Raw genomic sequence first — 16002 nt, 5'->3', positions numbered from 1 at the left:
CTCAGAACCGCCGGGCCAACACGCTCCGGGCGCGCTCCCGCTCGACGGGAATCGCTTCCACCGAGGGATCGAACCAGAAAGTGCCGGCAACAAGCGTCGCGACAACGACCCCATCCCGATACAAAACCCGATTCCCTGCAACAGCAGGCACCCGCTCGCCGACCAGCAACGTACCCGCAAGATTCAAAGGATCCGTTCCGGCGACGCACACAAAAGCACCGTCGTTCGCATGCCGTCGAACCTCCCGCAACAGTGGAATCGCTTCCGGCAAAGCAAACTGTTCGCCAGCGAGGCCATTCACAAACCGACCGCCGCGAACGACGCCGCGCGCTTCGAGCCGCTGAAACACGCGCAACAGATCCCGCCACGGCGGCAGCCATTCGGCCTCGCGTTCGAGCAAACGCCAGAACACCACACCATAACGGCGCAGCAAGGTCATCGCGACGTGCTCAAGTATGTCGGGGGCGAACTGCTGACGACGCGCCGGCGAGGTTTCCGCCGCAGTAACGACGGGCCGCCGACTGACCAGGGCCCAGCGTCCCGCATCGTCCATTCCTCCGATCAATGCGCTCGACCTGACTCGCCGGCTACTCGAATAGGCACTGCGTTTGGCGACGGGTTTCAATAACGCCCGCAAGCCGGCGAAACTGTCGGAATTCGCGAGGCCAGCTGCAACCAGCTCGCCCAGCGCGTTCTCCAGCTCCATGCGCAAGCCGCTGACCTCGGTCAGCAATTCGTCGAAGAACATCGCACCATGTTGCAATAATGTGTCATGGACGATTTGCGCGCGAGCCGATAGCTCCGGTTGTTTCGACGGGTCGATCAGTGCGCGCCATACGCGCACCTGAGCGCGCGGCAAAAGCACGATCGGCGTGCTGCGCACCGGTCCCGCAGCACTGCGTGCCCGCTCGGTCAGGCGGGTCCAGACGATCTTGCCGGCACGGCATAGTTCGTCCAGCGAAACGTTCGAGTACGCCTTGACGCGTGCCGGCAGGATGTCTTCTTCCCATGCGGCCGCCGCAGCCTGAAAACCCTCCATCTGGTCGAGCACGGCGGCCAGCGCGTCGCGTCCCTCGCTGCGCGTGTCCGGTGTCAAATGCTGCCACTCGAATAGAAAGCGCATGAAATCGTGCCGTTCCACCGGTTCGATTTCGCGGCGCAAGCGTTTCACCGTGTAACGGTGGATCCGCGCCAGTAAATGACGCTCGCACCATTCTTCTTCGGTTGCGCCCGGCGAGAAGCGGCCGCGCATCACGTAGCCTTCCGCTTCGAGACGCGTCAATGTTTGTTCGACGGATGCCGCGGGCAAGCTCAGCGCCTGTGCAATTGCACGCACCGGGAGCGGGCCGAAGCCGGTCAGCCGGGCGCGCAGCACGTCGAGCAGCGCGTCGTCCGCGCTCCACGTGTCGGTGTAGCCCTTCGGTGCGGTCAGCGGCGGTTCAAACGGAGCGTCAGGGTAGAGCGCCTGGAAACAGGTCAGGCGCTCGGCGGGCAGCCACAGCGCTTCGCCGTCGGCGATCCGCACACGGGTCGCCCGGCCGGATTCGGCAAGCGATCCGAGCCACGCGGGCCAGCCCTCTTCGTTGCGCGCTTCGGCCTCGGTGATGCAGGCGAGGCCGGTCAGCGCTTCGTGCATCTCGTCGGTGGTGCGCGCTTGCGGCCAGGCTTCGTCGCGCACGCTGTCGATTGCTGCGGCGTCGAGCGCACCGAGGTCGTCGGCGCTGGATGGATCGCTCCAGCGGCGGTTCAGCACAGCTTGCGTGCGGCGCTCTTCGATCGGCGCGTCGTCGAGATAGGCGTAGGGCTTTGCGTTGAGAATTTCGGCGGCAAGCGGCGAGGGGGCCGGCAAATCGCGGGCGATCAGTTGCACGCCGCCCTGTTCGATACGACGCAGCAATGCCAGCCAGCTTTCGCTGTCCATCGCTTCGTGCAGACAGTCGTCGACGGTTTGGTCGACTAACGGATGATGCGGCAGTTCGCGTTCACCGACGATGTTCTCCAGACAGGCGGCCTGCTCGGGAAACACGCTCGCCAGCAGATCTTCGCTACGCATGCGTTGCAATTGCGGCGGCGTTTTGCGCCCGCCTGTATAGCGCGGCAAGCCGAGCGCGGTGGTCGCATTCCAGCGCCAGCGCACGCCGAACAGCGGCGCGTCCAGCAGCGCCTGGATCAGCAGATGCTCGGCCGAGTTCGAATGCAGGTAGCGCCACACGTCGTCGAGGATGAACGAATGGCTGCCGGTCAGCGAGAGGACGATGGCGTCTTCGGTGGCGGCGGCTTGCAGTTCGAAGTTGAAGGTCCTGCAAAAACGCTTGCGCAACGCGAGGCCCCACGCACGGTTCACGCGGCTGCCGAACGGTGCATGGATCACGAGTTGCGTGCCGCCGGATTCGTCGAAGAAACGCTCCATGACCAGCGTGTTTTGCGTCGGCAACACGCTGAGGGCCGCGCGTGCTCGCGCGAGATAGTCGACGATTTGCCGCGCGGCGGCTTCGTCGAGATTGAGGGTGTCGATGAGCCAGTCGATGGCGCGTTGCAGGCGCGCGGCCATGACTTCGGTGTCGGTCCTGGTGTCAGTCTCAGTCTCAGCCTCAGCCTCAGCCTCAGCCTCAGCCTCAGCCTCAGTCGAACGCGCCTCGTCGATCGACACCACGGCATCCGCGTTCTTTCCATCAAGCAAGCGCCCAATCTGCTCACGCAAGCGCGCGACGCCGAACGATAGCTCATCGCTGCGCCCCGGCGCCTCGCCGAGCCAGAACGGAATATTCGGCGGCTGCCCCTGTGCGTCCTCGACCCGCACCCGGCCGCTTTCGATCCGCAGAATCCGGTACGACGCATTGCCGAGTTGAAACACATCGCCAGCCAGACTTTCGACGGCGAAATCCTCGTTGACGGTGCCGATATTGATCGCCTGCGGTTCGAGCACCACCGCATAGTCGGCGTTCTCGGGAATCGTGCCGCCTGAGGTCACGGCGACCAGTTTGCCGCCGCGCCGGCCGCGCAAGGTGCCGCTCACCGCGTCGCGATGAATATAGGCGCCACGCGGACCATGGCGGCTCGTATAGCCATCGGCGAGCATGCGCAGCACAGCGTCGTATTGCTCGCGCTCCAGCTCGGCGTAAGGTGCCGCGCGCCGCGTCATCTCGAACAACGCGTCTTCGCTCCATTCGGCGCTCGACACCTCGGCGACGATCTGTTGTGCGAGCACATCGAGCGGCGCACGCGGAATCCGCAATGCGTCGAGTTCGCCGCGCCGCACGCAATCGAGCAGCGCCGCGCATTCGATCAGATCGTCGCGTGAAGCCGGAAAGAGCCGGCCCTTCGGCATGCCGCCGACATGGTGGCCCGAGCGCCCCACTCGTTGCAGGAACGGCGCGATCGCGCGTGGCGAACCCATCTGGCAGACCAGATCGACGTCACCGATATCGATGCCTAGTTCCAGCGACGCAGTAGCGATCAACACCCGCAACTCGCCACGCTTCAGGCGCTGCTCGGCGTCGAAGCGATGCTCCTTGGCGAGACTGCCGTGATGCGCGGCGACCACCTCTTTACCGAGCCGCTCGGTCAGATGGCGCGCGGCGCGCTCGGCCATGCGGCGCGTGTTGACGAAAATCAGCGTGGTGCGATGCATCGCGACCAGTTCGGCGAGGCGGTCGTAGACGCGCTCCCACACCTCGTTGGGCATCACCGCTTCGAGCGGCACGGGCGGAATTTCCAGGGCGAGATCGCGCTCGCGGATGTGGCCGACGTCGATGATTGCGCAGTCCGCGGGAATGCCGCTTTCGATGCTTGCGCCGCCCACCAGAAAGCGCGCCACGGCGCTGACCGGCTTTTGCGTCGCCGATAGGCCGATCCGCGGCAAGCGCCGCTGACACAGCGCGTCGAGCCTCTCGAGGCTGAGCGCCAGATGACTGCCGCGCTTGCTGCCGGCGAGCGCATGAATTTCATCGACGATCACCGTGCGTACCGTCGACAGCATGCGGCGGCCGGAATCCGAGCCGAGCAGGACATACAGCGATTCCGGCGTGGTCACGAGAATATGCGGCGCGCGCTTTTTCAGCGCGTTGCGCTCCTGTTGCGTGGTGTCGCCGGTGCGCACGGCGGTGCGGATGTCGAGCGGCGGCAGGCCGAGCGCGTCGAGTTCCGCGGCAATGCCTTGCAACGGCATCTGCAGATTCAGGCGAATGTCGTTGGACAGCGCTTTTAGCGGCGAGACGTAGACCACCAGGGTTTCGTCGGGCAAGGCGCCGCCGTTGGCGAGGCCTTGCTGGACGAGTTCGTCGAGGGCGGACAGGAAGGCGGTGAGGGTCTTGCCCGATCCGGTGGGCGCGGCGACCAGGGTCGAGCGCCCGCTGCGAATCTGCGGCCAGGCGGCAGCCTGAGCGTCGGTGGGGGCAGGGAAGGTCTTGAGGAACCAGCCGGCGACCGCGGGATGGAAATCATCCAGCGCGCTGGGTGTGAAAAGGCCCGAAGCGGGGTTCAAAACGGCATCCGGAGTCGTCTCCGATGCCGAATCGAAAGCCGAAGCGTCAGTAGGCGCGCCGAAGGCGGTGGCGGATATCGAGGCCGAAGTCATGCTTGCATAGATGGGGGCGCGGCGTGCCATATCCAGAGGGCAGCAAGCGCCGGTCTGTTCCGGGGGGGCTGGGATCAGTCTGGCAGATTTCTACCGGATTTGCAGACGGTTGGGCGGCAGAGATCGCACGGAATGCGGCGGCGATAACGGACGGTGCGGACCGCACCGCACCGTACTCAACGCACAGCGCTGCACAAAACTACCAGACCCAGCGCACACCCGCATCGCCCGTCACCGTTCTCTGATGCGCGCCACCCAGGTTCGTCACCCAGCCGAGCGTCGCGAATACGCTACCCGACCTGCTGAAATTGCCGACCACGCCCGCGCCGAGTTGCGCCGCAGTTTGCCCGACGGTGCCCGGAATCACGGTTCCTCCGCCGAAGGTGACTTTGTCGTCGGAGCCGAACGTGCGCAAGAAGCTGACGCGCAGATAAGGCCGCCATGCCGTGGCGAGGGCATCGAACTGGCCTTGCAGGCGCGCGCCGATTCGTCCAACGAAAGTATTGCCGCTGTTGAAGCCGACGCTCGATACGCCGTCGTTGAAATCGGATAGCGCGAGGTGCTGCCACACGAGTTGCGCTTGCGGTTCGAGCGTGAGGCCGGCGCCGAGCGGAATCGGCAGACCGCCTTCGAGTGAACCGGTCACGGCGTTGCCGTGCGTCGTTGTGCCGATGCCGTCGCGCGAGACCGGATCGACGGTCAACGAACTGCCCATCAGCACGGCGTCCGTGTACCAGCCGCTCGGGCCGATATGCGTCCAGTAGCCGCCGAGGCTGTACGCATTGATCGCGAGGTGGCCCACAGCGAGATTGGGCATGCCGAGCGCGAAGCCGTCGACGTCGCCGGTCGCCCGCGCGAAACCCACGAACAAACCGTAGTGATTGCGCTGGCCGCTTGCGCTGCGATCCGCGTAAAGATCCTGCCCGGCCTGAATGCCATATACGGAACCGTCGAATTGCGGACTCGCCGCGCCGTCCTGGCTCAGCACGCTATGGCCGCCCCACGCGCGGCCCCACGCGGCAGGCAGTTTGCCGCTGTCGTTCAACAAGGCCTGATCGCCTTGCCGGTCATGAAACGTATCGATCTGCATGAGGCCGAGTTCACGCGCGACGCCGGGCGCCGCTGCGTAGACCGGCACTTCGACGCGATACAGCGGCGTGGCGGCCGAGCCCGCGGGCGGCGCGGCGGGCAGAGGCGGAGTGCCTTCGGCCGCAACCGGTACGCCGGGAAGGTCGGCGGGCGGCTCGCCAGGCGTAGTGACAGGCTCGCCTGGTGTGGTGACGGGTTGGCCTGGCGTGGTAACGGGTTGTCCTGGTGTGGTGACTGGCGGCGTAGGTGTCGCCGCGGGGGGCAGCGGCGCAACCGTATTGCGCAGATACCAGTTGTCCGTCGTGCCACCGCTCACACCACCTTTGGCGAGATAGTAGGCATACGCGCCGGCCTTCACCGGTGCGGCCAGCATGAAGGCACTCGCGTCAGTGGTGGCGCCGTTGGTCGCCTGAATCAGTTGAATGCCATCCGCTACCGTTTGTGCGCCCTGGCCGCCGACATTCGTGACTTGCAGGCGCGTCGAACCGGTGGCCGTGCCGCCGCTCAGCACGAGTCGATCGGACGCTGCACCGTCGCCCGCGACGACCGTGTTCAGTCCGATGATGCCGCTCTGTCCGACATAGTTGCCGGTCACATTCAACCGGTTGCCCACACCTGCACTGGCAGGTCCGTCGATCTGCACCAGCCCGGCGTTCGCTAGTGACCCGTTGATCGAGAACGCGCCGTTCCCTCCGCTCGCAAAGGATGGCAATGCATTCGCCACTGCGAGCGTGCCGTTGTTCGTCACTGCACCCGTCACGCTGCCATAGCCGCCGAGCGTTGCGCCTGCGGCGACCGTGGTGGCTCCGCCACCCATGAGCGCGGCGCCGGCATGGACTGCATCGCCGATCGCGAGCGTGCCCGCGGCGACCGTGGTGGGGCCGCTATAGGTGCTTACGCCTGTCATCAGCAAACTGCCGCTGCCGGCTTTCGTCAAGGCGCCGGTTCCGCTCACTGCCTGGGTGAGCGTGGTGTCGAAGGATTGCGTGTCGATCGTGCCGCCGCCCGCTGCCAACGTGATGGCACGCGTGCCGGCGAGGTCGAAACTCGTCGTCAATTGAAACGTGCCGCCGTTGAACGTGAGGCCGCCGGTGTTCGCGCCGAGCGCATTGTCCGCGCCCGCGGCGATCGTCCCTTGATCGATTGTCGTGCCGCCCGAGTAGGTGTTGCCATTCGCCGCAGCCGGTGCGAGCGTCAACACGCCGGCGCCGGTTTTATCGACTGCGCCCGTGCCGCTGATCGATCCCGCGTACGTGCCCGCGTTGTCCTGGGCGAACCGCACGAGTCCGTTGTCGGTCACGCTGGAGGGCAGGTTCTGCGCGTTCGCCTGCAAGGTCGCGCCGCTATCGACCAGCGCTGTCGCGTTTGCACCGAGTGTGCCGGTCAGATTGAGCGTGCCGGTCTGCACATGCGCGAGCGAGAAGGTCCCGCTGCCGGTCCAGTTCCACAACGCGCCTTGCATCTGCAAGGTCTGAAAGTTGGTAAACGCATTCGACGCCGTGCCCGAGCCTTGCAAGGTCACCGTATTCGTTCCCGCTCCGCCATCGGCCGTGCCGTTGATCACGGAGCCGGTTTGCAGGATCAGCGAATCGTTGCCGTTGCCCATCGTGATCGCCGTGCCGATGCCGCTCTGCACGAGCCCGGCATTGATGATCGTGCTGTTGCCGTTGAGCGTGCGGATGCCGGAGCCGTTCTGGCTGATGATGCTGCCGCCCGCGAGGTTCTGGATCGTCGCCACGAAGCTCGATCCCGCCGTGTTCGAAAACACGGCATCTGAACCGCTGCCGCTCGCGCTGATCGTGCCGCTGTTGATCAACTGGTCGTTGTTGCCTTGCAGATAAGCGGTTGGACTCGCCGTGCCAGTGGTGGACAGCGTGCCGCTGTTGTTGATGGTGCCGCTGCCCCCCAGAATCGACGCCGCGCGCGCGTTGCTGCCCGAGGTCGCGACCGAGCCGCTGTTGATCAACGTGTTGTTCAACTGGCCGGAGTTCGTTTGCCCCCACGCGGCTGTCATGCCGTAAGCGTTAGGGCCGCTGGTGGTGATTGAGCCGCGATTGGTCAGGGTGTTGCTGCTGCCGTTGGCGGCCATGCCGTCGTTGTACGCACCGCTCGTAGTGATGACCGCGCCGCCCGCGTTGGTGATCTGATTGCCGTTGTTCACGCCGAGCAGGACGGCGCCGCGCACGGTGCCCGACCCGCCGCCGCCCGTCAGCGACAAGTTGCCGCCGCTGCTGATCGCGCTATTGGTGTCGACGCTGAAGACGACCGGGGTGGCGCTCCGCACGAAACTGCCCGAGGTGGTGCTATCGGCATTGATCGTCACACCCGTGCTGCCGGTTTGCGCAATAACGGCAGCGATGCCGCTGCCGGTGCACGTGACGGTCGTATTGCTCGGCGGGGCGGTATTGCTGCACGCGGCCATCGCGGAAGGAGTCAATGCTTTGGAGAGCAGCACGACGCTGCCAAGGCCGATTCCAAACGTTTTCTTTTTCTTCATGCGCGCGGTCCTTAGCGAAGGCACTACACCATGCGAGCGGAATGGTCCGACTTATACACGCCTTACCGAAACTTTCCTAATGCCCACCGCATAACTTACGAAGCTGTTCCGAATCACCGACGCTCGCCGTAGACCCGCGTAGCGCCTCGCTTGCAGAGGAGCCAGGCGATTTGTCGAAGGGGGAAATTGCTGCCGCGGGTGCTGTGTGATCCGTAAGGGCTTTGAAACATCCGTTCATCGGGGGACGGGCCATGACTCACACCGGGTCCTGTCGAAACTTGCCAACTGCAGTACTCTCTACGGCTCACTCATCCACGAATCCACGATGGAGTTTCGACGATGCGATACAACCAGTTAGGCCGTACCGGTGTGTTTGTTTCAGAGCTATGCCTCGGCACAATGACCTTCGGCGGCGGCGAGGGCATCTGGAAGCAGATCGGCGATCTGCAGCAGGGGGACGCGGAGCGGCTGGTCGGCCGGGCGCTCGACGCGGGTATCAATTTCATCGACACCGCCGACGTTTATGCCGAGGGCATCTCCGAGCAGATCACGGGCCAGGCGCTGAAGAACCTTAAAGTGCCGCGCGACAAAGTCGTGGTCGCAACCAAAGTTTTTGGCCAGACAGCAGAGTTTCCGAACGCGCGCGGGGCGTCGCGTTATCACATCATCGACGGTGTCAAGGCGAGTCTGAAGCGCCTGCAACTCGACCACGTCGACCTGTATCAGATCCACGGTTTCGATCCGGCCACGCCGATCGAAGAAACCGTGCGCGCGCTCGATACGCTGGTCCAGCATGGCCATGTGCGCTATGTCGGCGTGTCGAACTGGGCTGCGTGGCAGATCGTAAAGGCCTTGGGTATTGCAGAGCGCCTCGGCCTCGCGCGGTTTGAAACGCTGCAGGCTTATTACACGTTGGCGGGCCGGGATCTCGAACGCGAGCTCGTGCCGATGCTGCACAGCGAGGGTCTTGGGCTGATGGTGTGGAGTCCGCTTGCGGGCGGCTTGCTGAGCGGCAAATATGGGCGCGAGCAGCAGGGCGAAGCCGGCAGCCGTCGCACGACATTCGATTTTCCGCCGGTCAATCGCGAACGTGCTTATGACTGCATCGACGTGATGCGCGATATCGCCGAGGCGAAGAAGGTGTCGGTGGCGCAGATCGCGCTCGCGTGGCTGCTGCATCAACGTGCGGTGACTTCCGTGATCGTCGGCGCGAAGAAAGTCGAACAACTCGACGACAATATCGCCGCCACCGGCGTCACGCTAACCGCGGACGAGCTTGCGAAGCTCGATCAGGTCAGCACGTTGCCGGCTGAGTACCCGGGCTGGATGCTGGAGCGGCAGGGCGAGTCGCGCCGCAAGCAGCTTGAAGAGGCGCGTCATCCGGCGCAACGGTAGGTAGGACGCGGTGCGTCGCGGGCAGGCAGGGATGCCACGTCGCGGGCAGCTACTGATGGATAACGGTGTAGCGATGCGGCTGGCGTTGCCGCCACACAGCTACACCGCGTACCTCATGCCGCCGGTTTGCTGTCCGCTTGATAAGCGGCGACCGCATCCATCGTGCGCGCCGAGTACACCATGGCGGCGCCCGCGTTTACGGCGACCGCCACGCCGAGCGCTTCGGCGATCTCTTCACGTGTCGCGCCGTGTTTCAGCGCTTCAGCGGTGTGCACCGTGATACAGCCGTCGCATCGCACGGTCACGGCTACCGCGAGCGAAATCAGCTCGCGCGTCTTCGCGCCGAGAAGGTCGGCCTTCTGGCCCGCGCTCGACATCGTTTGATAGGCCTTCACGGTGTCCGGCGACAGTTTCGCGATCTCGCCGATGCGGCCGAACAGTTCCTTGCGGTAATCGATCCAGTTCAACATGACAGTGCTCCTTGGTTCGTAACGCGCCGGCGAATGCCGGTGCCGTGGGACAAAGTATTGCGCTGTGCCGCGATATCCTGAATACTCGATTCGCTCAACTTTTAGCGCGATCGTCTCATGGATACGCTCAGCCGCCTGATCGACCTTGCCAGACCGCAAGCCAGCCTCGATCTGCGCTGCCTTCTCACGGGGGGCTTCGACATCGATCATGCGCCGGTGGAGGCGGGTATTGCGCCTTTTCATCTGGTGCTCGGCGGGGCATGCGTAGTCGAGACTGCGGGCGGGGTGCAGGTTGCGCTGCACGCGGGGGATTTCGTGCTGTTTCCACGTGGCGCCGCGCATCGGGTGCGCGACATGGGACGTGCGGCGGTCACGGCGCCGCTGACGTTGGGTCATGACGGCATGCTGCCGCTGCGCCGCAATGATGGCGGCGATGATCCGCACGATCAAGTCGTCAACGAGGCCAGCAGCGACGCACGCAAAGACACCGGTCATGGCGCCGATCTCGATCTTCTATGCGGCCGGTTGGTCTATGCACCGGGTTCCTCCGCGTTGCTGCTCGATGCGTTGCCCGATCCATTTCATGTGTCGCTCGGCGGCGTGCAAACGCTCGGCGCGTTGCAGACGCTGATCGCACTGATGCGAGCCGAAGCCGGGCAACGTCAGCCCGGCGCGCTCGCAATCGTCACCGCATTGAGCCTCGCACTCTTCGCGATGGCCTTGCGTGTGCATGGCGAACAGAATGCATCCAGCCCAGGCGTGTTGGCGCTGCTGGCCGATGCGCGTCTGGGCACTTCTGTACAAAGCATGCTGAGCGCACCCGAGCGGGCGTGGACGATCGCCGAGCTAGGCGAGCTCGCGGCGATGTCCCGTGCGACTTACGCACGCCACTTCAGCGAGCGCGCGGGCATGACGGTGATGGACTTCCTCACGCAGATCCGCATGACGATCGCGTGCGATCTGCTGCTGCGTACGCAGCGCAGCGCCGCGGAGATCGGTGAAGCAGTGGGGTATCAATCAGAAGCCGCCTTCGGCAAGGCGTTTCAGCAGAGCGTCGGTGTGACGCCGGGACGTTACCGGCGTCAACCGCAAGAGAGCGATCAGCAAGCCGGCTAGGCCTTGTCGGGTCTGCCGAACCAGTGCTTCTCTATCCTCGACATGACGAAGGTCACCAGCAATGCACAGACCGTGCCGAGCGTCACTTCGCCGAGGCGCGACAGAGCCTTGTCCCAAGGCGAACCCATGCCCGGCACCAACAGCATGATGGTCGCGGTAACGCCGCCCAGACGCGCCGCGCTGCCCACGTTCACGACCCAGCAAATCACGATTGCTACGGCAACCGTGGCGGCGTAAGCCGCGAGATGGCCGCCGCCGAGCGTTGCGCCGACGAGGCCGCAAACGCCGCCGACCATCGCGCCGATGAACTGATCGCGCGACAGATTGCGGGTGTCGATATAACTATGCTGGCTGACCGCGATCGCTGTAATTGCGGCCCAGAACGCTTGTTCGGTATGCAGCCACTGGCCGATCGCGAAAGCGAGGCTTGCGCCGGCCACCGCCTGCGCGGCCATCATGCCGCCTTCTACCAGCCTGTCGCCGAGCGGCAACGACTTGAGAAAAGCAAACAGCGAGTCAGCAGCGCTCGTCCGTGCTGCACGTCTTGAATCTTTGGGAGCGTTCATCGAATGGGGAGGAGCCCGCTGCAGGGTGAAGGAGTCATATTTTAGCGACTCCAAATTACGATCTAGCAGATGAGCGCTAGTTTTCGCTGCTGCGCAGACCGTGATACCAGTTCATCAGAGGCGTAGCCGAGACACCATGAATCACCACCGATGCCGCGACGACCGCCAGTGCCAGTGGCACCAACGGCGTGACGTCGGACGCCGCGCCATGTTCGAGCGCGTACACGAGGTAGTAAAACGAACCGATGCCGCGGATGCCGAACCAGCTCATCAAACGCCGCTGCGCATGCGTCGCGTTCGACCCCAGCAACGACAACTCCACCGACACCGGCCGCACGAGCACGAACAGCGCAACGGTGAGCGCAACCGTCTGCCACGTGAAAAGGGGCACTTGCAGCGTGGCGAGCACGTTACCGACCATCGCCATGACCGCCACCTCGGCGATGCGTTCGAGTTCGATCGTGAAGCCCATGACCGATTCCGTCATATACGCGTGCGCTTTGCTCGGGTTCGCCGCGGTCGCTTCGACGTCTTCGGAATCGACCGTGCCGATCGCTTTGCGAGCTGAAACACCGCCGCTCGCACGATGCTCGACGCGGCGCATTGCGACGCCTGCGGCGAATACTGCCAGGAAACCATACGTGTGCGCGAGCTGCGCGGCGCCGAACGAGAGTTCAATCAGCCCCAAGGCGAAGAATCCCTCGAGACCGAGCGCTTGCGCGTGGCGCGTGCGCAACCAGGCGACCGCATTCGTGGTGACCCAACCGAGCAGGCCGCCGATTGCGATTGCGCCGACCACGCCCCACACGATGCTGCCGGCGAGCCAGAAACTCAGCAGGTCGCCGACGTGAGCAGCGGGCGCCGCGCATATCGCGAGACCGAGCATGGCGAAGGGAAGTGCGATGCCGTCGTTCAGTCCGCCTTCGCCGGAGAGCGCGAAGCGCAGGAGGTCGTGATCGCCGGGATTGTGGACCTGGACATCGTGGGCCAGCACCGGATCGGTTGGTGCGAGGATCGCTGCGAGGAGCAGGGACGGCCCCCAGCCAAGATGCAATACGTGCACGCCGAACAGCATAAGTAGTGGAATGGTCGCCAGCATGGCGAGGAAGCCGAGACGCAGTGGTACGGTCCAGAGTTTCTCCAGTACCCCGAGTCGCAAACGCAGGCCGATGGCGAACAGCGAAACCAGCAGCGCGATTTCGGTGATGGTTCGCAGCAGACGTGCATCGGCGACGATATCGAGGCGCAACAGGTCCATGCCAGGTGGCCCGAGTGCGTACCCGATGGCGAGGTAGAACATGGCGGCGCTAACGGGTAGCCGCCGGAGTGTCGTCGCTGCCACGCCCATAAAGACGAGCACGGCGCCGACGATGAGAAACCACAGTGTTTCGTGCATGAGCATCCGGTGGGGCCAGCATGCGAACGACGCGTGTGCAGTCGGTTGATTCAAAGCGAAACGCGCCGACATGCCGCGTGAGCGGTACGCCGGCGCATCACTGCAGACGCAGCTAGAAGCAACGAGCCGGCGTTGTCCGCAACGCTGTGCGAATTACAGCTTCACCCCGCCTGCTTCCGGCGCATCCGACGACCCGGCCGGAATGTCACCCACCCCCAGATCGTCGCGCCGACTGTAGGTATCGCGCCCCCAGTACGGCTCGCTGCCGTAGTACTGATGAACGGACGTGGCCCACGTCTGGTCAGCCATCGCCGGCCAGTGATCCTTATCGAAGCCGGGTGCGTTTTTCACGCGCTCGGCTGTCATATCAAGGAGGAAGCACTTCTGTTGGGTATCCAGGGTCAATGCGCTCCATGGAATCGCCAGCAGTTTGTCGCCGATGCCGAGAAAGCCGCCGCTCGACAGCACCACATACGCAATGCGACCGGAGCCGACGTCAAGCATGATGTCCTTGACCTTGCCGATATCCTCGCCATCGCTGCTGATCACCTTGTTGCCGTCGAGCGTGGCTGCCGCCATCACGTCCGGACCGGGACCGTCGGCACTCGTGCTGCCCTTGCCGACGATACGTGCGCCTTGTCCCTGGCGCATGCCGCTCAGGGTCTGTGTCTGGTTGATCATGATGTTTCTCCTAAACCGGTTTGAGGTGGGGAGCACTGAGCAACCGGCGTTCCTCCCATTTCCGGCGTCGCTGCAGCCTTGCTGTCGGCCCAATGCGGTGTCGTAGTCAGGTGGCGCGCTGGAAACGACACGTAAAGGATGCTGGCCGGTTTGAAACTATTTCGACAACTCGGAGCAACATGCCGCGCGGCATAGCCCTTGCTGTACGGCTGGGGTACAGCGCGAGTAGCGTGGCTACTTCGCTCGACAAGGCCGGGCAATGGACCGGCAATGCGGACGCTGTCGACGAGCCAGACAGTCTCATGCTGCAACCGGCAAAATCCGTCCGTTCAGGAAGCCGATGAACGATACGACTACCACACCCGGTGCGGATGCAAGCAGCGATACCAAAGGTCATTAACGCCGAAGATGCCGGGTGAGTCTGCGCTTGCATGATGCCGGCGCGGTTTCACCTGGCCGACTGATGACGGAGGAGTGTGATGAACCAACTATCCAGACAGAGCGTCGGCAAGAGGGCGCTGATCGTGGCCGCGATCGTGTTACTGAGCGTGGCCGCCGGTTGCAAACGGTCCGATAGCGGCGGCAGCGCGGATACTTCTTCCGCTGCCAGTGCTGCACTGGCCAGCAGCGGCGTGATGAACGGTGACGCGGCCACCGGCAGCACGGCTGATACGAGCAGCGGTGCGGCAGCCGCCGCCGCTGCGGCGGCGAGTACGCCCGCCACGGCGGCAGCCTCAGGTGCAAGCCAATAAGTTGGTTTGTAGATCTTACGAAAGCGCGCGAGCATATGCTTGGTGGAAGACACGATTCTCGCCTCACTATTTCACTACTTAGTGTTGGCTTTTTACCGCCGCCTCTTTGCGCACCGAGCGTGACTTTTTCAGCAGGTTGGTCAGCGAGCCATTGATGCTGTCCGTCACCGCAGCTTCCCGCACCGTGCGGCCCTTGGCGCCGGCTTTGCGTGCCAGCATCGCCGCGCGTTTCTCCGCATGGGCGAGCAAAGCAGCAAAAGCCGCTTCATCCACTCTCAGACCTCGGCGCGCTTGGCCGGGTGGCAAACTGTGCAACTCATCCGCCTCAAACGCGCTGATTACCGCGGGGTGGATGTAGCAGCGCCGGCAAACTGCGGGCGTATTGCGCAACAAGGCCGCCACCTCCTTGACGGTCGCAACGACATGGTGGCGCGCTTCGGTCGCGCTGCTGCACATCAGCCGCCGCAGCGCGGCCAATGCATAGACGCTGCCGGCCCACGTTCGATAGTCCTTCGCGGTGAAGTCGGCATTGCTCGCGCGGCGCAGGTAGTCGTTGATATCAGCCGATCCTACGGTGCGGCGCGTGCCGTCTTCGTCGAGATACTGGAACAGGTCGTGGCCCGGCAGTTCGGCGCAGCGGCGCACGATGCGTTTGATGCGCGGATTGTCCACGGTCACGTCGTGCTCGATGCCGCTCTTGCCGCGGAATCTGAAGCGCAACTGGCCAGCTTCGATCTTTACATGCTTCTTGCGCAGCGTCGTCAAGCCGTACGACTGGTTCTCGCGCGCGTATTCGGCACTGCCGATGCGAATCAGCGTCGTATCGAGCAACTGCACGATCGCGGCGATGACCTTGTCGCATGGCATGCCCGGCAGTTTCAGGTCGCGTGCGACGCGCGCCCGGATCTTTGGCAGCGCGCGCCCGAACTCAGCCATGCGTTCGTATTTGTCGGCGTCGCGGGTTTCGCGCCAGCTTGGGTGATACCGGTATTGTTTGCGGCCTCGCGCGTCGCGGCCGGTTGCCTGGATGTGGCCACGCGGGTCGGGACAGATCCAGACGTCTTCGTACGCGGGCGGAATGGCAAGCGCGTTGATGCGTCTGATTTCCTCTTCCTCCTCGATGCACTTGCCGCTCTGGTCGACGTACACGAAGCCGTCTTTTGCGCGCCGGCGGGTGTAGCCGGGTTTGCTGTCGTCGGCATGGCGCAGGCCCGGCGGCATGACAGCGGGAACGGCTTGTTGCGTGGTGCTGTCGTTAGCGCGTTCCTTGCGCTCAGCGCGCTCTGTACGGTGTGGAGAGTTGGTCGTGGCAGCCATTGTTGTAGGTAGAAGTTTCAAGCATAGGGCGCGCTTTGCGCCGATGACTGACTGCAAGCAAAGGCGATGCCGACCGCTGGTGTCGTGCTCGGAGGTGCGCGCGAGCGGAGCTGTCATTGCGAACACTCGCTTCTAGTTGCTCGATAG

10 protein-coding genes are annotated in these 16002 nt (G+C 64.2%); 2 read left to right on the top strand and 8 right to left on the bottom strand.

Features of this window, described 5'->3' with window-relative positions; genetic code table 11:
* Position 1: 1 nt before the first annotated feature.
* Both KHO31_RS26565 and KHO31_RS26560 read right to left on the bottom strand, forming a co-directional pair.
* Entirely contained in the window at positions 2-4606 is a 4605-nt protein-coding gene (locus tag KHO31_RS26565; RefSeq protein ID WP_211624481.1) for a DEAD/DEAH box helicase, read from the bottom strand.
* Positions 4607-4775: 169 nt separating this feature from the next.
* Positions 4776-8162 carry an autotransporter domain-containing protein gene (locus tag KHO31_RS26560; protein WP_211624479.1) on the bottom strand — a complete coding sequence of 1129 codons (3387 nt, stop codon included), beginning with the start codon at positions 8160-8162 and terminating at the stop codon, positions 4776-4778.
* Positions 8163-8501: 339 nt separating this feature from the next.
* Between KHO31_RS26560 and KHO31_RS26555 the strand changes: the two genes are divergently transcribed.
* A complete protein-coding gene (locus KHO31_RS26555) occupies positions 8502-9557 on the top strand; it encodes an aldo/keto reductase (protein ID WP_201072665.1) in 1056 nt (351 codons plus the stop codon).
* Positions 9558-9670: 113 nt separating this feature from the next.
* Here KHO31_RS26555 and KHO31_RS26550 read toward each other — a convergent pair whose 3' ends face one another.
* Positions 9671-10027 (bottom strand): carboxymuconolactone decarboxylase family protein, encoded by a 357-nt coding sequence (locus KHO31_RS26550; protein ID WP_201072666.1) that lies wholly within the window; start codon positions 10025-10027, stop codon positions 9671-9673.
* A gap of 117 nt (positions 10028-10144) precedes the next feature.
* Between KHO31_RS26550 and KHO31_RS26545 the strand changes: the two genes are divergently transcribed.
* Positions 10145-11143, top strand: coding sequence for an AraC family transcriptional regulator (locus KHO31_RS26545; protein ID WP_201122427.1), 999 nt, complete (start codon positions 10145-10147; stop codon positions 11141-11143).
* On the opposite strand, the gene KHO31_RS26540 is transcribed toward KHO31_RS26545, so the two are convergent.
* The 5 genes from KHO31_RS26540 to KHO31_RS26520 all read right to left on the bottom strand — a co-directional run bounded on the left by KHO31_RS26540 (position 11140) and on the right by KHO31_RS26520 (position 15855).
* Entirely contained in the window at positions 11140-11709 is a 570-nt protein-coding gene (locus tag KHO31_RS26540; RefSeq protein ID WP_201072670.1) for an FUSC family protein, read from the bottom strand. The genes KHO31_RS26545 and KHO31_RS26540 overlap by 4 nt on opposite strands.
* A gap of 76 nt (positions 11710-11785) precedes the next feature.
* On the bottom strand, positions 11786-13105 hold the full coding sequence (locus KHO31_RS26535) for a cation:proton antiporter (RefSeq protein WP_201072672.1): 1320 nt from the start codon (positions 13103-13105) through the stop codon (positions 11786-11788).
* 153 nt (positions 13106-13258) lie between these two features.
* Positions 13259-13786, bottom strand: a complete 528-nt coding sequence (locus tag KHO31_RS26530) for a PRC-barrel domain-containing protein (RefSeq protein WP_201072674.1) — start codon at positions 13784-13786, stop codon at positions 13259-13261.
* 448 nt (positions 13787-14234) lie between these two features.
* Complete coding sequence (locus KHO31_RS26525) at positions 14235-14591, bottom strand: hypothetical protein (protein WP_201072676.1); 357 nt, start codon at positions 14589-14591, stop codon at positions 14235-14237.
* Between the two features lie 25 nt (positions 14592-14616).
* The gene (locus KHO31_RS26520) at positions 14617-15855 is read right to left on the bottom strand and encodes a DNA topoisomerase IB (protein ID WP_201122425.1); all 1239 of its coding nucleotides are present in this window, start codon (positions 15853-15855) and stop codon (positions 14617-14619) included.
* Positions 15856-16002: the final 147 nt, after the last annotated feature.

Source organism: Paraburkholderia domus (assembly GCF_905220705.1).
GTDB classification, from domain to species: domain Bacteria; phylum Pseudomonadota; class Gammaproteobacteria; order Burkholderiales; family Burkholderiaceae; genus Paraburkholderia; species Paraburkholderia domus.
This window is presented reverse-complemented; position numbering and strand designations above follow the sequence as displayed.